The sequence below is a fragment of the Alteromonas sp. ASW11-130 genome (genome assembly GCF_026183735.1).
In the GTDB taxonomy this organism is placed as follows: domain Bacteria; phylum Pseudomonadota; class Gammaproteobacteria; order Enterobacterales; family Alteromonadaceae; genus Alteromonas.
In genome coordinates this window covers 72,879-94,977 of the sequence record NZ_JAPFRE010000020.1, presented here as the reverse complement: position 1 = coordinate 94,977, position 22,099 = coordinate 72,879, and the positions used below count along the sequence as shown (strand labels likewise).

General features: G+C 42.8%; 18 protein-coding genes and 1 pseudogene. 9 read left to right on the top strand and 10 right to left on the bottom strand.

Annotated features, from left to right (window positions below):
* Positions 1-29: 29 nt before the first annotated feature.
* Both OPS28_RS07945 and OPS28_RS07940 read right to left on the bottom strand, forming a co-directional pair.
* Positions 30-2,705: a hybrid sensor histidine kinase/response regulator gene (locus OPS28_RS07945; protein ID WP_265608921.1), complete on the bottom strand. Its 2,676-nt coding sequence runs from the start codon at positions 2,703-2,705 to the stop codon at positions 30-32.
* Between the two features lie 24 nt (positions 2,706-2,729).
* The gene (locus OPS28_RS07940; protein ID WP_265608920.1) at positions 2,730-4,010 is read right to left on the bottom strand and encodes an ABC transporter substrate-binding protein; all 1,281 of its coding nucleotides are present in this window, start codon (positions 4,008-4,010) and stop codon (positions 2,730-2,732) included.
* Between the two features lie 148 nt (positions 4,011-4,158).
* On the opposite strand from OPS28_RS07940, the gene OPS28_RS07935 reads away from it, so the two are divergent.
* Entirely contained in the window at positions 4,159-5,010 is an 852-nt protein-coding gene (locus tag OPS28_RS07935) for an SPFH domain-containing protein (protein WP_265608919.1), read from the top strand.
* Between the two features lie 15 nt (positions 5,011-5,025).
* On the top strand, positions 5,026-5,241 hold the full coding sequence (locus OPS28_RS07930; RefSeq protein WP_442863978.1) for a hypothetical protein: 216 nt from the start codon (positions 5,026-5,028) through the stop codon (positions 5,239-5,241).
* On the opposite strand, the gene OPS28_RS07925 is transcribed toward OPS28_RS07930, so the two are convergent.
* The 3 genes from OPS28_RS07925 to OPS28_RS07915 form a co-directional block, all read right to left on the bottom strand.
* Positions 5,238-5,939, bottom strand: a complete 702-nt coding sequence (locus OPS28_RS07925) for a choice-of-anchor H family protein (RefSeq protein WP_265608917.1) — start codon at positions 5,937-5,939, stop codon at positions 5,238-5,240. The genes OPS28_RS07930 and OPS28_RS07925 overlap by 4 nt on opposite strands.
* 176 nt (positions 5,940-6,115) lie before the next feature.
* Positions 6,116-6,493: a ribonuclease E inhibitor RraB gene (gene rraB / locus OPS28_RS07920; protein WP_265608916.1), complete on the bottom strand. Its 378-nt coding sequence runs from the start codon at positions 6,491-6,493 to the stop codon at positions 6,116-6,118.
* Between the two features lie 33 nt (positions 6,494-6,526).
* Positions 6,527-7,252 carry a 1-acylglycerol-3-phosphate O-acyltransferase gene (locus OPS28_RS07915; RefSeq protein WP_265608915.1) on the bottom strand — a complete coding sequence of 242 codons (726 nt, stop codon included), beginning with the start codon at positions 7,250-7,252 and terminating at the stop codon, positions 6,527-6,529.
* 163 nt (positions 7,253-7,415) lie between these two features.
* On the opposite strand from OPS28_RS07915, the gene OPS28_RS07910 reads away from it, so the two are divergent.
* Positions 7,416-8,558, top strand: a complete 1,143-nt coding sequence (locus OPS28_RS07910; protein WP_265608914.1) for an HD domain-containing phosphohydrolase — start codon at positions 7,416-7,418, stop codon at positions 8,556-8,558.
* On the opposite strand, the gene glnG is transcribed toward OPS28_RS07910, so the two are convergent.
* The 4 genes from glnG to glnA form a co-directional block, all read right to left on the bottom strand.
* A complete protein-coding gene (gene glnG, locus OPS28_RS07905) occupies positions 8,555-9,964 on the bottom strand; it encodes a nitrogen regulation protein NR(I) (RefSeq protein WP_265608913.1) in 1,410 nt (469 codons plus the stop codon). The genes OPS28_RS07910 and glnG overlap by 4 nt on opposite strands.
* Positions 9,957-11,042 carry a nitrogen regulation protein NR(II) gene (glnL, locus tag OPS28_RS07900; protein ID WP_265608912.1) on the bottom strand — a complete coding sequence of 362 codons (1,086 nt, stop codon included), beginning with the start codon at positions 11,040-11,042 and terminating at the stop codon, positions 9,957-9,959. Before glnL ends, glnG begins: the two co-directional genes overlap by 8 nt.
* Before the next feature lie 116 nt (positions 11,043-11,158).
* Positions 11,159-11,692 carry a DUF4124 domain-containing protein gene (locus OPS28_RS07895; protein WP_265608911.1) on the bottom strand — a complete coding sequence of 178 codons (534 nt, stop codon included), beginning with the start codon at positions 11,690-11,692 and terminating at the stop codon, positions 11,159-11,161.
* Positions 11,693-11,799: 107 nt separating this feature from the next.
* A complete protein-coding gene (glnA, locus tag OPS28_RS07890) occupies positions 11,800-13,209 on the bottom strand; it encodes a glutamate--ammonia ligase (RefSeq protein ID WP_265608910.1) in 1,410 nt (469 codons plus the stop codon).
* 1,315 nt (positions 13,210-14,524) lie between these two features.
* Here glnA and OPS28_RS07885 point away from each other — a divergent pair.
* From OPS28_RS07885 to OPS28_RS07860, 6 genes and pseudogenes are all read left to right on the top strand, one after another.
* On the top strand, positions 14,525-15,358 hold the full coding sequence (locus OPS28_RS07885; protein WP_265608909.1) for a hypothetical protein: 834 nt from the start codon (positions 14,525-14,527) through the stop codon (positions 15,356-15,358).
* 13 nt (positions 15,359-15,371) lie between these two features.
* The gene (locus OPS28_RS07880) at positions 15,372-15,593 is read left to right on the top strand and encodes a hypothetical protein (RefSeq protein ID WP_265608908.1); all 222 of its coding nucleotides are present in this window, start codon (positions 15,372-15,374) and stop codon (positions 15,591-15,593) included.
* A 262-nt stretch (positions 15,594-15,855) separates the two neighbouring features.
* Positions 15,856-16,181, top strand: a pseudogene (gene tnpA, locus OPS28_RS07875) (IS200/IS605 family transposase).
* 775 nt (positions 16,182-16,956) lie between these two features.
* Positions 16,957-18,798: a translational GTPase TypA gene (typA, locus tag OPS28_RS07870; RefSeq protein WP_265608907.1), complete on the top strand. Its 1,842-nt coding sequence runs from the start codon at positions 16,957-16,959 to the stop codon at positions 18,796-18,798.
* A gap of 126 nt (positions 18,799-18,924) precedes the next feature.
* Complete coding sequence (locus tag OPS28_RS07865) at positions 18,925-19,308, top strand: response regulator (RefSeq protein WP_265608906.1); 384 nt, start codon at positions 18,925-18,927, stop codon at positions 19,306-19,308.
* Positions 19,309-19,667: 359 nt separating this feature from the next.
* Positions 19,668-20,798 (top strand): MalY/PatB family protein, encoded by a 1,131-nt coding sequence (locus OPS28_RS07860; RefSeq protein WP_265608905.1) that lies wholly within the window; start codon positions 19,668-19,670, stop codon positions 20,796-20,798.
* A 6-nt stretch (positions 20,799-20,804) separates the two neighbouring features.
* Here the strand turns inward: OPS28_RS07860 and OPS28_RS07855 are convergent, their stop codons facing one another.
* Positions 20,805-21,998: an Nramp family divalent metal transporter gene (locus OPS28_RS07855; protein ID WP_265608904.1), complete on the bottom strand. Its 1,194-nt coding sequence runs from the start codon at positions 21,996-21,998 to the stop codon at positions 20,805-20,807.
* Between the last annotated feature and the right edge of the window lie 101 nt (positions 21,999-22,099).

Here is a 22,099-nt window from a genome sequence, read left to right as displayed (position 1 = left end):
CCGCGTGTTGCCCACGCCGGGCTTTTTTTTTATGAGTGATGTCGTAAATATCGAAGTAACGTACTACTCATGGCCTGTCTTTTAATTGGCTTAGTCAAATAGTCATTCATTCCAGCTTGCATACCTTGGTTACGATCTTCTTTCATAGCATTAGCCGACAGGCCTATTATAGGGATATCGGTAAAACCTTGTGCGCGCAATTTTCGCGTGGCTTGGTATCCGTCCATTACCGGCATCTGAACGTCCATGAGTACCAGGTCGTAATGAGGTGAATTAGTTATCTTGGTTATAGCCAATGCACCGTTTTCGGCAATATCATAGGTCAAACCAAACGATGACAGCATTTCGCCGGTAACGACTTGGTTAATGTTATTGTCTTCCACCAACAACACATGGCCTTCAAGTGATTTTTCGTTTTCGTCTTTACCACTTACGATGAGGGAGGAAGTATTCTGCCCTAGCAATTCTTTGATAAAACGCGAAAACTGAATAGGGGTAAACGGATGAAATAAGATAGGGCCTTGCCATAAGTCATTAAATTTGGATTGGACATGGCCTGTTTGGGAGTTCGCCACTAAGCCGATCACACGACCGTTGTTCTTCAATTCCTGAAGTCGATGTCGCTTATTTTGCAAGTCTTCATATTCAGGTGTATCTATTATCAAAACAGGAACGGTTAGCGCTTTATTCGATTGGGCTATTTCCACTTCCGCAAGAGGCTGATGTTTGATGTTTAACAATTCGATGTAATTTAACGAAAGCAAGGGGCCATCGGTAATATACAAACTTTTTGCAGGCAAGCTTGCAACTTCAGACAGTACGCCTTTCTGATTCTTGAATGCCCTTAATGGCAAGGTAACCGTGAATTCAGTACCTCTACCTAACGTTGACGAAACTTTTAATTTACCTTTCATCAATTCAGTTAGCTGGGTGACAATGGTAAGGCCTAAGCCAGTACCGCCGTATTTGCGGTTGGTCGCGCCATCAGCCTGAGTAAAGGGCTTAAAAATTCTGTCAAGTTGTTCGTCGCTCATGCCAATACCTGTGTCCTTAATGGTCACTTTTAGTCTGAGCAAGTTGCCTTTTTCATTTAGCGTTCCATTAAACATTATTTTAATCGCACCCTTTTCGGTAAATTTAACCGCGTTTGAGGCGAGATTCAGAATAATCTGAGTAATTCTCAGCGGATCGCCGATCACTTGGGCCGGTAGTGAGGGGTCAACTTCCATACGCACGTGAAGGTTTTTTTCTTGGGCGCGTAAACCAATTACTGCCAAAATATTGTCAAAAATTGAGTGAAGTGAAAAGCTCACTTCTTCGATATCCAACTTACCTGCCTCGATTTTAGAAAAATCGAGGATATCATTGATAACACTCATTAGAATGTGCCCGGAGTAAGCAGCTTTATCTAAATACTCTTTCATCACCTGGGACATAGGCTGTTGCTGAGCAAGTTCGAGTAGACCAATTATACCGTTCATCGGTGTACGAATTTCGTGGCTCATGTTTGCGAGAAAAATACTTTTCGAAGCGGTGGCTTGTTCCGCTTTCACCTTCGCTTCACGGAGCTCGTTGTTCAAACGGCCTAGCGTCGTGTTAACTTCCTGGGCATCAGTCAGTAATTGGCGAGTTTGTCTATTTTTTTCGCTAAAAACTTGAGCGGCATTGGCTAGTTGACCAATTTCATCTTGGCGTTTTCGCCCGGGGATAGATTCCACATCTTCACCCGCAGATAGCCTTTTAAAAACATGGGTTATAGAGCGAATTGGGGAAAGTATTCTGAACGCGGTATAACCCGCAGCTATAAGCGCCAATAGAATAGCAAACAAAGTAAAAAACTCACCTTTTCGCTGAGCATCAATGCTAGCACGCTGTGCCTTGCGTTTTATTTGCTGGTACCGTTTTGACACCTGTTCAGCTAATTCGCCACTTAAGAACAAAAATTCGTTAGCTGAACCAGCCATGACAACATTAACTAGAAATAAATTACCCCGGGTGATTTGGATAAGTTCTCGAAAATGCTCCTCCAGATAGCTAAGTTGACTGTCAAACTCTTCTAAAAACAGTGCAGGGTTGGCGTTACGTATCGATTTAATTGCTTCAAGGGCTTGGTTAAACTCCCCAATATGAGTGGAGTTAGGTTGAGAAACGTATTGCAACGCTGCACTTTCAGCTTCGGATAAATGCAATTTCAATAATGCCTCATTAGTAGTAGTTAACTGTGTGTCTGATTCTGGGGCATTAATTAATCTTTCCAGTGCAGCAATTTCAGCTAATGTGCCAGAAGCGATCAGATTATCTCGTCTAAAGCGTGCATCCACCACTTGACGAAAATTTTCCTGATAGTCTGCCAGATGTCCGCGCATTCGCTTTAGTACGTCAGCGCCTTCCATTTTCTTAAAACTTTTATTTGTCGAGGACTCTAATGAAGATAGTTTCGAGTGGATAGCGAGCATTAAGCGTTCAAAGCGGGTCACCGCCGATTCACTCGTTGTTTCTTTAAAAATAAGTACATTACGTTGCAAGTCGATAACGTCTCTTTCAAGTTGACGTACTAGCCCAACATCGGTAAATGCGCGGTTTAATTGCTCTAATCCTTCAGAAGATACAATTTGGTTGGTACGTGCAATATAACCTTGTAAGATGAGCAGGCTTACAAGTGCAACTAGAATCAGAATAAGCTGTCCGCGGATAGACGCTAACATATAACGATACTCAACTCTTAACAATTAGGATGTGATAAATTCGTACCACTTTTGCAAACTGTATTCATACGAGGGCATAACCGTATTCCATACGGCCACATTGCTGAACCTGTCTTCATAACTGCCGCCTGAACGTTGCTGGCCCTTTTTTACCGATATTTTACCATTCGGACCTCTAAGGTCTTCAGCTGCGGGCAAACCCTGATACCAGTAATCCCATTCGGCTTTGCTTAAGAACTTAGCTGAGCGAGAAGGGTTTGAAATATAATAGCCCTGCCGAGCAATAAATGCCCCCGGCCATCCAGACAACCACCAGTTCATATACTCATAACAGGCGTCTTTAACTCTTCCCGTGGTGGAAGACGACAAACACATCACACCATGCCAGCCCCTATAGCCCTCAACTGGCGCTGCAAACCGTACTGGGATGTTTTCGCCATTTAACGCCGATACCGCGGGCGAAAACATACTTTCGATGTGCACCCTTTGCGAACGCATAAAATGCATAGACTCAGGCACAGAGGTCCAAAAGCCACTAAAGTGCTGAAGCTGTTTCAACTCAATCAAGATAGTAAATAACTCATCTAGTTCTTGGTTGGTAATGGCACCCATATCTTTGAATTTAAGAAAGCCTTTGGCTTCTGCTGCCAACGCTAAGTCAAATAACCCGATAGTGGGGTCATTAACAATCCCGACTTTTCCTGATAAACGTGAGTCTAGCAACCAGCCCCAACTTTCTTTGCTTTGGTCAAATTCGTCGTCCAGTAGGGCGGTGTTGTATCCAAATGAATCCACATTATGGACATAAGGCAAAAAGCTTAATTTATCGGTATGCTTTGTTCCAAGTGTGCCGTCAGCCTGTATGTGTAGTATTTTATGTGGAGCATCACCAGCGCCCATGCGAGCGTTACGGGTAATTTTTCCTGTTTTAGTCAGGCCGTTTATTTCGTCCCAATAAATAAGTCTTTTTTTTTCAATTGGCTGAATTGCTTTGGAACGCCACAGTACGTTGATGCTATTTGACCATTGTTCATAAAGATCAAAGCTTGAAGGATTCATAGAGGCTTTTTGCAGTAATGCTGCACTGCCTTTGGGTTCGAAGTGCAGTTCTATGCCTAAATCTTCCATCGCCCGTTTTCGCAAAGCTTCTTGTAACGTTACATGGGTGCCCAACACCCTCACTACAGGCCTTTCTCGACCTATAGCAAAAGGGGCGACCGTAGCTGAAATACCCAGCGCAGCCGCACTTTTGATAAACGAGCGTCTATTTACACTACGTGCAGAGGGCGTTGAAACTTTATCCATATACAGTCGATTGATTAAAATATTAGTGCTAAGTGTGGTTCACAATTCAAAGGCATACCACTTTTTACTGAGATAGGAATAGAAAAGTTTGACAGGACTCAATATAGCGTCTTTACTTGATATCATTATGATATCAAGGTGATTTACTATGAATGAAAAGCAAGGATTTTCATTAAACGGTTATATTGCAGGGTTGTTAGTATTACTGCCACTTCAACTGCTGTCGGTGTACTGGATGAATGAAGCCCCGAGTATCCCAAAGCTGCTATTTATTGTCATTGTGGCCGTATGTTGGAGTGGTTTTTTCATGGTGCAACCTAACCAAGGGAAGGTGTTTACTATGTTCGGGAGCTACATGGGAACCGAACGCAGAGACGGATTACGCTGGACTATTCCTTTTTTTATGCGCCAAACAGTCTCACTTCGTATTCGAAATTTTGAAAGCGCAAAAATGAAGGTTAATGACAATCAGGGTAATCCGATAGAAATAGCATCAATAATTGTATGGTCGGTGACGGATACGGCTGAAGCGGTATTTGAAGTAGATGACTATGAAAGCTATGTCACTATTCAAAGTGAATCGGCTATTCGTAATATGGCAAGCGACTTTCCCTATGACCCCAGAGATGATGCGATGGCGGAAATAGCCTTACGTAGCCATCCCGCTGAAATATCATACCGATTGCAACAAGAAATTCAGGACCGTTTAAATAAAGCTGGGATAACGGTACACGAAGCAAGAATCAGTCATCTGGCGTATTCCGCTGAAATTGCTAGCGCAATGTTGCAACGCCAGCAGGCGACCGCCATCATTGCCGCTCGCAGTAGAATTGTTGACGGTGCGGTTGGTATGGTAGAAATGGCGCTGGCACGCTTAAGTGAAAACAATATCGTGGAACTGGATGAAGAACGCAAGGCAAATATGGTGAGTAATTTACTCGTAGTGTTGTGCGGTGATAAAGCTACACAGCCTGTGGTGAACACCGGTAGCTTGTACTAATCCATGGCTTCAGATGTGAAAAAGAAAGCTTATCCATTGCGAATTAAAGCCGACGTATTAGCCGCTATGCAACGCTGGGCCGATGATGAAATCCGAAGTTTAAATGCGCAAATAGAATTTGTGTTGCGCGACGCATTGGTAAAAAATAAGCGGGTAAAGCTGGTAGAAAAAGTGGTCACCGAATTGAAACCTTCAAGTGACCACGATAAACGGGAAAGCAAAGACAGTTAAGACTTCTTTATTTTTCGCCAACAGATAATTGCTGCCAGGAATGCCAGGGAGGCAATCATCACACTTCCTCCATGGACATGGCTGGTGACGACCACTGTTTCGCGATAAATATCGTAGTTTTGGCTTTCTAAGCTGACAAACGCCAGATCAGCATCTTCGTAACCATCACTAAATGCGACGAGTTCATCCGTATCGGCATCGTAGATTTCAATCAAAATGTCGTAGTCATAAGCGCTGAAACCTGAAACGAGTTCACTGTCGACGATATAGCTATCGGTGGTGGTTTCTCCATGAACCCAGAACGTGTCGGAAACATGTATAGCTTCGTACTCATCGGCATCCCCTAAATACACTACGGCGTATACAGGGGCTTCAACATAGATAGTATCCACATCAAACTCGACTAAAAATCGTGAGTAGTAGGCATCCCCATCAATATCGTCTAAAAGTGTTATCCAGCTATCATAAACCCAAAAGTCGTTATAGATAGATTGCGAAGTAACTTCGTCTCGGGTTTTGCTGGCAAATTGGGATAGTGTTTTTTTATTATGCCTGGTGACTGGTTTAGCTGCTTTTAAATCTGATGAAGCCATCTTTTCACTAACACTAATAATTCGTTGTTCAGCTTGCGCCGCCGGAAGCCAAATAAACGGTATCAAGACAAAGAGCCAGGGTAGGTTTTTGAGTAAGGGTTTCATTGCTCACGTTCTTCCTTTGATTAGTTCAAGGTAAGTGTGGACTGAACAAACTGAACAAAAACTGAAAAGAAACTTAATACGAAATCGGGCTGAGTGAGATCCGCTCAATGCGGATTAAAATGATGCCGGTCAAAAAAAGAAATGCTACCGCAATGGTACGGCAGCAAAGAATGCGTTTACTCTATATCGTCATCGTCTTCACGCGGCATAAAGTAGGTGCCCCAACCGTCATAGTGAACACCATGCTTGCTGGCAATAGCGAGGAGAGCATCGGTGTCTTTATTCAACAAGTCACATTGCAGTTTGCGTTCAGCGACTGCATCAAAACAAAATACCGTGCCGCCGTCGTCCAAATCAAGCTCTTCGGCATCGGTCACTTCATAACCTGCTTTGTAAACATCAACAGCGACTTTTTCCAACTTATCAAAATTTGTCGACGCAAAATGATGTTCAATTGTGTAATCAGCATCTGCTTCGCTACCGTCCTCAAGTAAAGCATCGATAGTTTCCTGATTAAAGGTATACCATTCCTCACGTTCGTCTATTTGATTCATAACAATCTGAATTTGGAGAGAGATGAACTAAGTTTACTGCTTTTTTTCCATTTCAGCGACGAGTAAATTTAATTCTTCATACTTAGCTTTCATTCGACTGTGAAAAATATCAGTCCATTCTTTAATGCCATGTTCTTCCGTCAGCGGTTGAGGTGCAGCTATATCAATCAGAAGAATTCCATTGTTCCAACGGTTCCAATTGATTTTTCCATGCATATTACTGGCAGTAACCATCACTACTGGCTCTGCGGTATCCTTGGCTAGCCGAAAGGCCCCTGATTTAAAAGGAAGGACACCTCTGCCATAACTACGTGTACCTTCTGGAAATAACCATACGGAAGCGTGCTTTTCGTTCACTTTACTGGCTGCGACTTTTAATGTGTCGCGCGCTCTACCTGTATTTTTACGGTCAATCAGAATATTGCCTGATAGCCAATATATTTGACCAAAAATGGGGATCCATTTTAAGCTTTTTTTACCAATTGTCACCACGCCTGGCAGAGCAGCTTTGCAGATGGTGATGATGTCATAGCTATTTTGGTGGTTAGCGATGAATACATAAGGTACGCGGGGTTTCACTGCCTCTGAGCGCCGGATGATAATTTTCAGCCCTAAAATTTTCGCCATTTGACTGTAGGCTTGTCCGGCAAAATGAACATTATCGCGGTGGAAAGGACGCACTAAACATACAGCCAACACCACAATATTGATTAACAAAAATGCTATCAACATTAAAATAATTCGAAGAATTGCTAACACGTCGAATCCTTATCAATAATTTGCCGCGCAGTATAAGGCATAAGGTTAATACCACATGTCCGATCAGTTTGACTTATTATTTCAGAAATAACCAATAAGTTAGCGAAAGGACGTGTCAGATGTTATAAAAGAGTAGTTACGATCCAATAGACTAAAAAGAATCATGCAAACATTTGTACCTGACGAAGTTGAAGACGATATTCTCACTGACTTAATGGAGGAGATAAACGAGCTCTATGAGGCCAGTGAACAAACCCTGATCGAGCTTGAATTACGTCCGGAAGATAACGAATTACAACGGTCGCTGTTTCGTTCAGTTCATACGATTAAAGGTGATTTAGGGTTGGTGAGTTTTTCACCACTTATTCCTTTGTTGCAACATGTTGAAGATTTGCTGGATTTCCTGCGTAAAGGCCAAATCGAGTATACCAGTACCATGAGCGATCTGGTATTGCTTACCATGGATAGGGTAAAGGCCTTCGTCGAAAATATTATGGCAAAGGGCAAAGCAGAATACGATAAAACCCTGTATGAACAGTTGGTGATGGCAATTGCTCGTATTCAGCCTGAAAATCCTGGTGAGCACGAAAGGTTTCTCACAGAAGCGGTGTTGATGCTTAATCCTGATTTGGATTTAAAAGCAGAACCAGGCGCCAGGGAAAATCAGGCATTAACCGGCGCTACAAAAACCTTGGCTAATACGGGTATCCCAAAAGATATTAGCGCAGAAAAACAAATGGACATTTTGTTTTTTCGTGAGCTAATGAAAACGATAGAACATCGTTCGAATTACTGGTCTGGGCGGGGAGACAGAATTGCCAAACTGGCGTTGCACATAAATGGGATAGCAGAAAAACCTATTGAAGAAGATCAGTTAGCCGTTGCCTGCTATGTGCATGATTTTGGAATGGCGTTTATGCCTTTAAAATTGTTGCATAAAAAAGATCCATTTACCGATAATGAATTCAATCTAATGCGTTCGCATGTTTATAAAAGCTCACGTTTATTGGAGCATTTAGACCAGTGGGATCAAGCTAGAAAAATTGTGATGCAGCATCATGAGCGCACTGACGGCTCGGGCTACCCATTGGGTATCAAAGAAGATGATATTTGCGAAGGCGCTAAGCTACTGGCTATTCTTGATACCTACGACGCTATGACGCATTCCCGTTCGCACAACAAAGATAAACAACTATCGCGAAAACAAGCGGTGATTGAAATTAACCGCCAGGCAAAGGGACAATTCAGTATGAAATGGGTACGCTTTTTCAATCAGGCTATGACAACATTACTCACCCGCAACTAGTTAATCGATAATTCTTTTAGCTTTCGCGTGAGTGTATTTCGGCCCCATCCCAATCGTTTGGCGGCATCCTGTTTGTGGCCGCGAGTGTAATCCAGCGCTCTTTCAAGCAGGATTCGCTCGAATTCATGCAATGCGTCATTTAAAATATTGTGACGGCCGTTATGTAATTCATTATCTGCCCATTGGGCCAATAATTGCTGCCACTGCGTTTCGCCAGTAGTTTGTGACGCAGAGGTAGTGGCGGTCTGAACTTCCGGGGGTAAATCAGAGGCCAGGACTTCTTTACCACTGGCCATCACGGTTAGCCAACGACACATGTTTTCAAGTTGTCTGACATTGCCAGGCCAGGCTAGTTGCGTCATTGCTTTTTCTGCAGGCTTACTTAAGCTTTTGGCTTCAACGTCAAGTTCCTTTGCGGCTTTCCGTAAAAAGTAACGGGTAAGTAAGGGAATATCTTCTCTTCGCTCGGAAAGCGAGGGTAGGTGAACACGGATTACGTTTAAACGATGGAATAAATCTTCGCGAAATTTTCCTTCCGCGACTCTTTGTTCAAGGTTTTGGTGGGTGGCTGCGATAATTCTAACATCCACCGATACAGACTGGTGCCCTCCCACCCGATAGAATTGGCCATCAGCTAAAACACGCAATAAACGAGTTTGAACATCAAGAGGCATGTCACCAATTTCATCCAAAAACAGCGTTCCGCCATTGGCCTGTTCAAATCTTCCCTGGCGGGCATTCTGAGCGCCAGTAAAGGCGCCCTTTTCGTGCCCAAACAATTCTGATTCCACTAAGTCAGCGGGTATTGCGGCCATGTTCAACGCAATAAAAGGTTTGTTAGCCCGCGGACTATGGCGGTGTAGCGCATGGGCGACAAGTTCTTTACCCGTACCGGATTGGCCATTAATTAACACGCTGATTGACGAACGAGATAAACGGCCAATAGCTCTAAAAACCTCCTGCATTGCAGGCGCTTCACCGATTATCTCAGTCTCTGGCTCTGCCGAAGGGATGTGCCGTTGTTGCGATTGCTCGCGGGAGTGGGCCAACGCACGATGAGAAAGGGTAACAGCCTCATCAATGTCAAAAGGTTTGGGTAGATATTCGAATGCACCACTTTGGTATGCATTGACGGCACTGTCCAGGTCAGAGTGGGCAGTCATGATAATAACTGGGATTGAGGGATGCGTTTGATGCACTTCATTCAATAATGTCATGCCATCCATTTCAGGCATACGGATATCGGAGATTATTACTTCGGGCGCTTGTCCACTATTGAGTTGTCGCAATAGGTCATTGGCGTTATCGAAGCAACAACAACTAATACTTGCAGCTTGAAGTGCTTTGTGTAAAACCCAGCGAATAGAACTATCATCATCAACAATCCATACGGATTCATTATTCATGGGTTAACTCCTTGCGAACAATAGGCAGAAACAGGGTGAACTCGGTGTGGCCATGACGGCTGTCTACGTCGATTCGCCCACCATGGTGATTAATTAACGTTTGCGCAATAGAAAGCCCCAAACCGCTTCCATTCTGTTTACTACTCACCATTGGGTAAAATAAGGTGTCGCGGATAGTACTAGGAATACCAGGACCATTATCGATAATATGAATTCTGGCAACCAGCGGATGACGTTTACCTTGGATGGTAAGTTGTCGTCCGACGCGGGTTATTAACTTTATTTCTGGTCCAGTTATATGGGCATCGGTGAGGGCCTGAACACTGTTTTTTACAATATTCAGCACGGCTTGCTGAATCATTTCCTGGTCGATATGTACCTCAGGGATGCTGGGGTCATAATCACGAACGATCGTGATGGCATGTTCCGTATCCATCTTCATTAGCGCACGCACCTTTTCAAGCGCCTGGTGCAAGTTACTCCACTTTAACTTCGGTAAAGCATTGGGGCCTAAAAGACGATCAACCAAATTGCGGAGCCGGTCAGATTGCTCCACAATCATCTGGGTAAACTCACGTAGCGCTTCATTAGGTAACTCTTTTTCGAGAAGTTGCGCTGCGCCGCGGATACCGCCAAGAGGATTTTTTATTTCATGCGCTAAACCACGGATAAGCTCTCTTGCTGCGAAATGTTGGGCATTTTGCAAGTTTTCCCGCGAAATTCGGCTTTGTTGATCAATTCGTCTAAGCTCAAACAACAAATGTGTAGCGTTGTCGTAATACACGTTTGTCACAGTTAGGTCAGCCATAACCACTCTTTCATCGCGAAAACGCAGTTCCAGCTCATTCTCAGTGAAGTCTTCGCCACGCCGCATAGCAGCTTTTAGTCGGCTGGCCTCAATAGACCCTGCCATAAAAAAATCAACAAGCGCATGACCCAACAAATGCTTACTGCCCGTTTCGAAGAGCGCTTCTCCCGCTTGATTAACATACACAATAGATAATTGATGATTCACCATCACCAATGCAGTGTTCATGAAATTAAGCAGATTTTCCTGATCTAATCCGGGTGCTTGCAACAGTCGACATCCTCATTGCACGATTTTGGTGCATTGTACCTCATCCCGATAGTGGTGTGTGACTAACGGCGGTCATTTTCTTTATTGACTAATGAATGTTAACCGGCGGGCCTTATTTATTGCCGCTTGTTATTAATCAATGCAGAGGCTTGATGGAGGTACAATGTTTGTAGAGAAGACGATGCAAGAGTCTTGCCCTTATTGTCGATAAATTTAACCTGATATTCATGCGCTCCTCGGTTGACATTGTTCAAACTGAACTGGCCCGTCTGATTTGTCTTCACCGCTTCTCCATCAAACCATAACTGATAGCGACCGCTAACGTTGGGTGTGGCGTTGGCCTTGACCAGAACATGTCCTTGATTATTTCGTATGGTTGCCTCAGGGGCGGGTGAAAGAATACTAATCTGAACGCGGGGCCTTACTTTCTGCATGGATTTTAACGTAGGTTTTTGACCGCTTTGGGTGGTTAAGGTAGGTACAGCATTTTGTGTGGTTTCGTCTAGCTCCACTTTTTCGGCGTCTTGTTGTGGCTCGTCGGTATAAAGAATCGTGCCGTCTTCTTGCACTACTTTGTACAGTGTATCGGCACTTGCACTGGAGAATACAAATAAGGTCACCAATACCGTCCAATTAATTCGTCTATACATAGCATACTTCCTCGTACAATTTGGTAGAGCTATATTTTATTCTAGTCTAGCGGCTAAAAAAAAGCCCGCGAAAGCGGGCTTAGGTATTACACAGAATAACCTATTAATTACAAGCTGTAATAAAGATCAAATTCAACCGGGTGGGTGGTCATTCTTACTTTATCAACTTCTTCCATTTTCAGCTCAAGATAAGCGTCGATCATATCATCGGTCATAACGCCACCCGTTTTAAGGAAGTCACGGTCGTTATCTAATGCCGTTAACGCCATTTCCAACGAGCTTGCTACGGTTGGAATATCTTGTGCTTCTTCAGGAGGCAAGTCATAAAGATTTTTATCCATCGCATCGCCAGGGTGAATCTTGTTTTTGATCCCGTCAAGGCCTGCCATCAACATAGCAGTGAAGGCCAAGTAAGGATTCGCTGTCGGATCAGGGAAGCGAACCTCAATACGACGTGCTTTATCGCTGGTTACATAGGGAATACGTATGGATGCAGAGCGGTTGCGTGCCGAGTAAGCTAACATAACTGGCGCTTCAAAACCGGGGACCAGACGCTTGTAAGAATTGGTTGAAGCGTTGGTGAATGCGTTTATAGCACGCGCATGCTTAATGATACCGCCAATATAATACAATGCTTCATCCGACAAACCTGCGTATTTATCACCGGCGAAAATGTTAACCCCATCTTTTGAAATAGATTGATGACAGTGCATTCCAGAACCATTGTCGCCTACTAGAGGTTTAGGCATGAAAGTGGCAGTTTGGCCGTATGCGTGTGCAACATTGTGGACAACATATTTGTAAATCTGAATTTCATCAGCTTTCGTTACCATGGTGTTGAATTTACACGCTATTTCATTCTGGCCGGCTGTAGCGACTTCATGGTGATGTGCTTCAATATGTAAACCCATCTCTTCCATTACCATACACATCGCCGCGCGGGTATCATGGGACGAATCGACAGGAGGAACTGGAAAGTAACCGCCTTTTACGCCGGGCCGGTGGGCCATGTTGCCACCTTCAAACTCCGAACCAGAATTCCATTTTGCCTCTGAAGAATCGATTTTGTAAAACGAGCCTGCCATATCTGTGTGAAAGCGAACGTCATCGAAAAGGAAAAACTCTGGCTCGGGTCCAAAAAGAACAGTGTCACCAATACCCGTCGACTTAAGATATTCTTCTGCACGGCGAGCGACTGAACGTGGGTCCCGCTCGTAACCTTCCATTGTATTTGGTTCCACAATGTCACAGCGGATATTTACCTGAACCTCTTCGGCAAACGGATCGAGTACCGCAGTTGCTGAATCTGGCATTAGCACCATGTCAGACTCGTTGATGCCCTTCCAGCCCGCAATAGATGAACCGTCGAACATTTTGCCTTCTTCGAAAAACTCTTCATCGACAAGTGAAGCAGGAATAGAAACATGTTGCTCTTTCCCTATGGTATCTGTGAAGCGTAAATCGACAAACTTGGCTTCTGTTTCTTTTATCAGTTCTAATGCCTTTTCTACTGACATCGTGTCCTCCAGCAAATGAAAAAATGGGTGTCGGATTAACAGCTCGTTACGCTTGCGTTTTCCGACTCAATACTATCTGACGTTCTAAGCGATATTCATGCCATGTCGTTGTGCATGGTGTTACACGGGATAAAAACCGTTATCTCTTATCTACAATACAAACAAGGGATCTTTTAGGTGCATACGTGCACCAAGGTGGTGCGTTCGCGCTAATTAAAACGCTTTCGTCATTTTATAGTCTTTGGTTACTGACATTTCACAGAAATTGATCATCACACGACGTGGATAAACCTTATACAAATCAGAATTTAGATGCTCTTTGTATAAAATTCACGAAAAATAGTGCGCATTTCATTTCAATTTTCTGTACAATCTGCGCCCAATTTTGCGTTAAGCGCCTAGATAGCATGGATTGTAGGGCTAACATTGGTTACCGTTTTTTTGTCATTAGTGGTATTTTTTCATTGAGCCTCGTTACCATTTGACGTTTTAAGCTACCTTATCACTTGATTCCAAAAATAATAGCAGTACTACTCTTATGTTTGTCGGTTACAAACACCTCTGACCTTCATTACCACTCCGATTTCTTTCAATTTTGTCATGCCTGTGATTATTTATAGTTGTCTCCAGTACCAATAATTGCAGGAAACATCAATTAATGTGCTCTCAATTTAGGAAAATAGACATTGAATATCGATTGCTTTGGTCACCCATAGTATTGAAATAGAATAGGTGTTTCCTCAATTTGAAAAGGCCGCAACAAGCAATGCCAGCCTAACCATCACAATAATAGTATTTGTAAAAGGGTTTTCATGACAGATTCAATTCCTTCCCTCGTTCATTCAAATTTCTTCTATTCACCCTAACCTTCCATACTAATAAATTCAGTTAAGAACCTATAGTTGATGTCTGGCCACATTTGTCAATTTTTGCCTATCGTTCGTAAGAGAGTCCCCAAAAAAAGCTAAATAAGTATTTCTATTGGTTATGTATTTATCTGGCTGAATTTTTTTAATAAATTTCGTTTGTAACAGTAGGTTATGCTCATCTATAAGCTTTTTAATCATCAATTTTCAATTTTCCTATGTTTTGAGATTAAAGTTTTTGTTTGAAGTGCCTTGAAATTAAGCTGTTTATAGTTGCTTTAAGTTAATGTATGTATTACTTTTTTACATAGCTCGAGGCACTGAATATTTATTATAATAATGAATTTATGTGTGCGAGTTTTAGTTCTACTAGTTTTTTTAATAGTAGATGGTTATGGATATTTTGAATAGTTTAATGCACATGAATGTGCGATATGGAGATTTCAGTTATGAAAAAGCTTATTATGTTAGTGACGTTTGCGCTAATATCAGTCTCATCTTACGCAGAGGATATCTATCCCTGTGATTTCAAATGTTCTTCTGCATTCTCGCAAGCGGTAAAAGTTTCTGCGAGTGTATCTACAGGTACAATTTTCTCGGTTGTTGATCTCAAGGATTATAGTGCCAGAACCTATGTAGCTGAAAGATATTACAACCGAGCTGCGGGTGAATATCTTGAACGTGCTAAGCAAATCACAACAACCACTAGAGCAAAAAATGTTGCTAATGAAGTCAAAACTAGAATGAAAAGCATTCAAGAGCAAGGCATTACTATTCCAGCATCCACTGCACGCTCTGCTCATGACCTGATTTTAGTTCCTTCAACAAGGCAGACGGTTGCTCAAATGCTATACAGTAATATGAATTTTGAAAATAAAGCTAGGTCATATTTCTCATTCATAGTAAATACTCTTAGCTCGATGGTTCCTGTTCCAAATATTACTATTTATTTTAAAGTTCCTTTTTCAAATGGATCTACCGCCCTTTTTGTCGTATCTGGTCTAAGTTTTGACCATGGTGACATAATTGGTGAATTAACCTATGAATATGTTGAAGGCTCTGCTAAAGATTCTGATGGAAATATAATTCCTTCTTCCACATCCGGATTAATGGGAACAAGGTATTTCAGAGTTAGCCAAAATCAAAGTTTTTTCAACGCAGTTGCTGATATGTATGGTGCGCAGGTTAGGGTCGCTAATTCGTGTAAGAATACTTCGTATACTATCTGTAAAACCAGTAGCTCTGGAAGTGCGACTTGTACAAGCTATACAACTTGCTTTTAATTTGGAGTAATTAATGATGATAGATCCAATGTATTTATTTGGCGGACTGATTTTGATTGGGTGGCCGCTATTTTATATCGTTACTTTCTACATGATATGTAAACACCATCAATTGTCGCCTGCGGTGAAAGTAATGGGGTATGTCCTGTGGTTGTTGCCACCTATTGGCCTATTGTATCTGCTTGGAGTCGGATTGTTCACCAAACAAAAGCAGGTTACCGTTTCTGAAAGTTAAAGAGAGAGCCTAAAAGTATTTTCGGATACATTTTATGAGGTTGAAAAGTACTTTCGGCGGGTGCAGACCAATCGAGAATAGTTTTGTTAAAGGTCAGTTTATCTTTCTCAAATTTAAGAACTCCGATGGCAACTGCCATCGGATTTTAATTTAAGCCTACCCATGTTAGATGCTTCCTTAATTTTTAGCGAAGTCAAAAGAGGCAAATAATATAAGTAGATACGAGTAACCATTACATCTGTTCTGACGATGTCAATATCACATTGTATGAACGCCGAAGTATCGATTTCGGATTTTAAGGAATAATGTTGGCAAGGAAGTCTATAGGTGCGTTCATGTGTAGTGCAGCCAATTAGGTTGCATTGTGATGAACTTAAATGTGCAAATAGGCCATGTCCACTTGTTGGTCAACGTACCGTCTGAGCTATCCATCTCACACTTGATGGGGCTTTAAAAGATAACGTAGCGTTAAAGCTATTCAGTTGGTTTCCACATTTACGCTAAAACAAGATGGGGGGTAACCACTTCTGGCTGCGAGGATATTTCGTTGATTCAGTTAGGATTAACGAAGAGGTTATTCGGTATTAAGTAAGGCAACGCGAGAAAGCTCAATTTGTTCTGGAAAAGAAGGTCCCTCTTCTAAGAGGTAAATACAAAGCTACCTTCTTAAGAAGGCCCGAATCCAGATAATAAGTGCACCACTCACGGTTAATAGGTGACAGACAAACAACCCCCAGTTGGAGATATTCGAGATTGTAACCGATTCTGTATAACTGCCCTTTAGTTAATATGCTTTTTGAGACGTTCCTCGAACAAATCATTTTGTTGGTCGATTTATCCCAAACCTATTGATCATCGTGCCAACTCTCATTTGATTACGTTCTAGACTATGTTAAATGCCTCGGGTAAAGAGATCATGAAACTTCAAAAGCCTTTGGGAAAGTGACAAAACTTTACTCAAGACAGGTTTAATTAGTGTCTTAATCAGATAAATTCGACACTCTTTTTCTATTATAAATATTTGCTCTAGTTTCCGAGCGCCGATGATATGGGAGTGATATTTATACAATTACATCAGTATAAATAATCAGTTACAACCAAATGAAAATTGTTTTTCTATACTATAATAACGAAGGTCAACTTTAACTGTTATTTATCAGATATAGGATCTGCGTTGAAGAGGCTTACAGGTAGAATTGGCCAAATCTGATGGTGCCACTTCGCAAAAATAGTTAATGAATAAAATATGCGCGAAATTTTTTTATTTCGTGTAGAATCCGCGCCCAATTGTGCAACCATGAGAAAGTCTAATCAAGACTTAATGGCATCTGCAGCGGCACCCATTCAAATTTGAGAATTTTACATGAGTAATAAACCCATAGATATCAACAAGCTACGCAATATCGCCATCATTGCTCACGTCGACCACGGTAAAACAACCTTGGTTGATAAGCTTCTTCAGCAATCCGGTACTCTGGAAAGCAGGGGTGAGGCTCAAGAGCGTGTGATGGACTCAAATGATATTGAGAAAGAACGCGGCATTACTATTTTGGCAAAAAATACTGCCATTAATTGGAATGATTACCGCATCAACATTGTCGATACTCCCGGGCACGCGGACTTCGGTGGTGAAGTAGAGCGCGTTATGTCAATGGCTGACTCGGTGTTGCTATTGGTTGATGCTCAGGAAGGCCCAATGCCGCAAACCCGGTTTGTTACGCAAAAAGCTTTCGCACAAGGGCTTAAGCCTATCGTTGTTATTAACAAAATTGATAAACCTGGGGCACGTCCTGACTGGGTAATGGATCAGGTTTTTGATTTGTTTGACAACCTTGGGGCAACTGATGACCAGTTAGACTTCCAGGTGGTATACGCCTCAGCATTAAATGGTTGGGCATCACTTGATTCGGATACTAAAGGCACTGATATGACGCCTTTATTCCAAACTATTGTTGATCAGGTCGAGGCACCGAACGCGGATCCTGATGGCGCACTGCAGATGCAGATTTCTCAACTAGATTACAACTCGTATGTAGGAGTCATCGGCGTTGGTCGTATTACGCGTGGTAGCGTGAAAATTAATCAGCAAGTTACTGTGGTTACGGCCGATGGTAAAAAGCGTAATGGTAAGGTCGGGCAGGTTTTAGGGTACCTTGGCCTTGAGCGTCATGAAGTAGAATCGGCCCATGCTGGTGACATTATTGCTATCACTGGTTTAGGTGAATTGAAAATTTCCGACACTATTTGTGATGTGAACAATGTTGAAGCGTTGCCGCCGCTGACGGTTGATGAACCTACCGTTACCATGACTTTCCAGGTTAACACTTCACCGTTCTCGGGCAAGGAAGGTAAGTATGTTACTTCACGTAATATCCTTGACCGTCTTAAAGATGAACTAGTGCACAACGTAGCGCTACGTGTAGAAGAAATGAACGACCCTGATAAGTTCCGGGTATCAGGTCGCGGAGAGTTACACTTAGGTATTCTGATAGAAAACATGCGTCGTGAAGGTTATGAATTAGCCGTCTCTCGACCCGAGGTTATTCTTAAAGAAGTGGATGGTGAGTTACAAGAACCTTTCGAAACGCTTACCGTCGACTGTGAAGAGGGCGATCAAGGCTCTATCATGGAACAGCTGGGTATACGTAAAGCTGAAATGACAGATATGTCTCCAGATGGCAAAGGTAGAGTGCGTATAGACTTCATTATTCCTAGCCGCGGTTTGATTGGCTTCCAAACTGAATTTATGACGTTAACGTCGGGTTCGGGTTTGCTATATCATTCGTTTAGCCATTACGCAGCACACAAAGGTGGTAAAATTGGCCAACGTAAAAATGGTGTTTTGATTGCCAATGCCCCAGGTAAAGCGCTGACCAATGCTTTGTTCAACCTTCAGGAGCGTGGACGTTTATTCATCGGTCATGGTGTTGAAGTGTACGAAGGAATGGTAATTGGTATTCACAGTCGTGATAACGATCTCACTGTTAACGCTTTGAAAGGTAAACAGTTAACCAACGTACGAGCGTCTGGTACAGACGAAGCACAAACGTTGGTTCCACCGATCGTTATGTCTCTTGAGCAAGCACTCGAATTTATCGATGATGACGAATTGGTTGAGGTAACGCCTAAGAGCATTCGTATTCGTAAGAAGTTGCTAAGCGAGAATGACCGTAAACGAGCTTCACGCGAAAAAAGTAAGAGCTAGTTATATCGTTTTCTGACAAGGGCGCTTTTTCAAGCGCCCTTTCTTATCTCAATCTTATCCCCCGTAAACTTGCAAGCTTAGAATCAACGTATATTCTCAAAGTAACGTCAATTAGTAGATTATAAGATGTCTGAGTTAAATATCGTGGCTATCGACGACGATGACATTACTTTGGAAATTATAAAAAGTATTCTCGAAGAGTCATTGGATGCTTTTGTGTTTACGTTTTCACGCAGCAAACAAGCGCGCGAATTTTTAGTCAAGCAGTCGCCTGAAACTCTCCAACTGATCATCAGTGATCAAAACATGCCTGAATATAACGGGCTCACACTATTGAAAATGTGTAATGCAGTGGAGTTGAACGTACCATTTATTTTATTAACAGCTGATGCTTCGCGGGAAACGGTTGTGAAGGCAAAACAATTAGGTATTGATGGTTACATTGCCAAACCCATCAATAAGAATAACCTTATCGCAAAAGTTAAAGATGTATTGCAGCTGCCTAAATAACCACCGCGTTATTGCCTATACCGATATCTAGAAGTGTAGGCAAACTTTTACCTAGAGCCGGGGTGCTGTTGCCGTGCGAATAGTAGAAGGTTTGATAAGGCTTGAGTGAACGAAGACTTAGCACCCCATCGGTAAAGAAAGCGGTGTCCGAAGGGAAATAGACGTACGTTGCCTTACTGGGCTATGAAGATACACTAGACTCCTACATTTTGTATAAAATGTATGTTGCACAAATAGGCTCCTTTTTAGCTGAAAGAGACTTGCTCCCTTGCTAATGAATATTTTTCGAGAACCCCCTTTTTTCTATACAGTTAGCTAGTTAGACTGGACTTATCATTCAGCAATGAGCCAGTCGACACGTGTACAATTTTGATAACCCGCCATCTCGCGCTAACACCTATGCATTTAAATGGAAAAAATACGAAGGTACAGACATCATCCCCGCCTGGGTGGCGGATATGGAGTTTGAATGCGCCCCTCCCATTCTTGAAGCTATACACGGGGAAGTTACCACGGGTGTCTTGGGCTACACCTTACCTAATCAATATACTCCTGCTAAAAACGCAGTAATTAGGTGGCTAGCCGACAAGCATGATTGGGCAGTCGAGACGGACTGGATAGTATGGATGCCTGGCGTGGTGCCAGCTTTTAACGTGTTTTGTAAAGCATTCAGTCAGCCAAACAGTAAAGTGATAGTACAAACGCCTAATTATCCGCCCCTTCTCGCCGCCCCACAGTTAAACGGCTTGGAGCGAATAACAGTTGGTACGCTAAAAGTTGACGGCAGATGGGCTATAGATTTTGATCAACTCGAACAGCACGCTACGGACCCATTGTGCCAGCAGTTGATTTTATGTAACCCAATGAACCCAGTGGGATCTGTGCTGACCGAAGCTGAGATAGACCGGATAGCACACATTTGTCAAAAACACGATTTACTGCTTTGCTCCGATGAAATCCATTGTGATTTAATTTTAGAACCGGACGTTAAACACATACCGGCAGGTAGAGTGGCTTCGCTTGAACAGCGAAGTGTGACTCTGATGGCGGCAAGCAAGACATTCAATATTGCTGGGTTGGGAACGGCATTCGCTATTATTCCAAATAAAAAAGTTCGCCAACAATTTGTTAATGCTTCCCTGGGTATGCTGCCTTGGGTATCGAAAATAGGATTAGTGGCAACTGAGGCGGCGTTCACTCAGTGTGACGAGTGGCATAGCTCGTTACTTGATTACCTCCGAGTCAACCGAGATCTGCTAGTGAGCCAAATCAATGCCATCGATGGGCTAGCCATGGAGGCACCCCAGGCGACCTATCTTGGTTGGATAGACGCATCGGGGCTCAAAGTAAGCTATCCCCAGCAATGGGCTGAAGGTAAGGGCGTTGGGCCTTCACCAGGGAGGGACTTTAACGATCCTAACTTTTTCCGAATTAATTATGGTTGTAGCCGCACGATGCTGCAGGACATTATTGATAGACTGAAAGCGTAAAGCTCACTAGATAACCATGTGGGCAAGTTTATATAGTGCTAGTACAAGAATGAGCATCACTACAGCCCCTCCAACTAAATTCGAAGAGTATTGGTTGCGAAACGTGCCCAGTTTCGGATGTGTGTTCATAATAATTAATAAAAAAACAGCTACGATAGGAAGTAAAAGGCCGTTTGCTGCTTGTGCGAATAATATCGCTGCAAGCGGCTTAAACCCTGCACTGGCAACTAAGACTCCGGCGGTGATGACGATCATCCAGATAGCTCTGAATAAACGGTCATTTAAGTCCGCCGGACGATTTAATGCGCCACAAACGGCGTAAGCCGCGGCAAGAGGTGCTGTTATCGCGCTGGTAAGCCCAGCGGCAAATAAACCTAAAGCAAAGAACCATTGGGCATATTCTCCTAAAACCGGTTCAAGTTGTTTGCCTAGGTTTCCCGCCGATAGTGAAGTTTCGCTGCCAAAAAAGGTTGTCATTGCAGTAGCCATCACTACCAGCGTTATAACACCGCCGAAACCAATTGCGCGAACAGACTGTTTGCGACAATCATCAATAGTATGATGGGGAGGCTTATTGCGCGTCAATTGGGCCATCAAGCTGGCGTGCAGAAACAAGTTATAAGGCACAATAGTAGTGCCGATTAAAGCAAATATCATGGTTAAAGAAGCAAGCGATAATATCGGTGACGTAAATTGATGCCACATTAATGAGAAATCTGGACGGGCAAATACTAGTGTAATAAGAAACACTACTGCCATCAGAAATACCAGACTAACCAATGTGGACTCAATAAGCTTGTATCGTCCAGTGTAGAGCAAAACAGTCGCAAGTATACCTAATATAATTACCCAGTATGAAAGCCCAAGTGGCACTAGGGCATTCAGGCCAATAGCTGCGCCTGTTAGGTTGCCTGATTCATACGCTGCGTTACCTATTCCAATTGCGGCAACAATCAAAAATGCCATTAGCTTTCTTACAAGAGGAGAGGAAATGCTTTTGGTTATTCCATCTGCTAATCCTTGCCCGGTTACAAGGCCTAATCTGGCTGCCATGTCCTGTAAAACTATGGTAGCTATAACCGAAAAAAGAAGAGCCCAAACCAGGTGAAAGCCATAATTGGCACCTGCTAAGCTAGCAGTGGTAATTGTCCCTGGACCTATAAAAGCGGCTGCTATTATGTAACCCGACTTATCTTTCATCACATCTGCTCTGACATTATTTATAATTTTCTTACTCAGAATACCGTCAATTAGCTAGATGCGGCAAGAATACTATGGTTAGATCTTGGTAAGACGAGTGA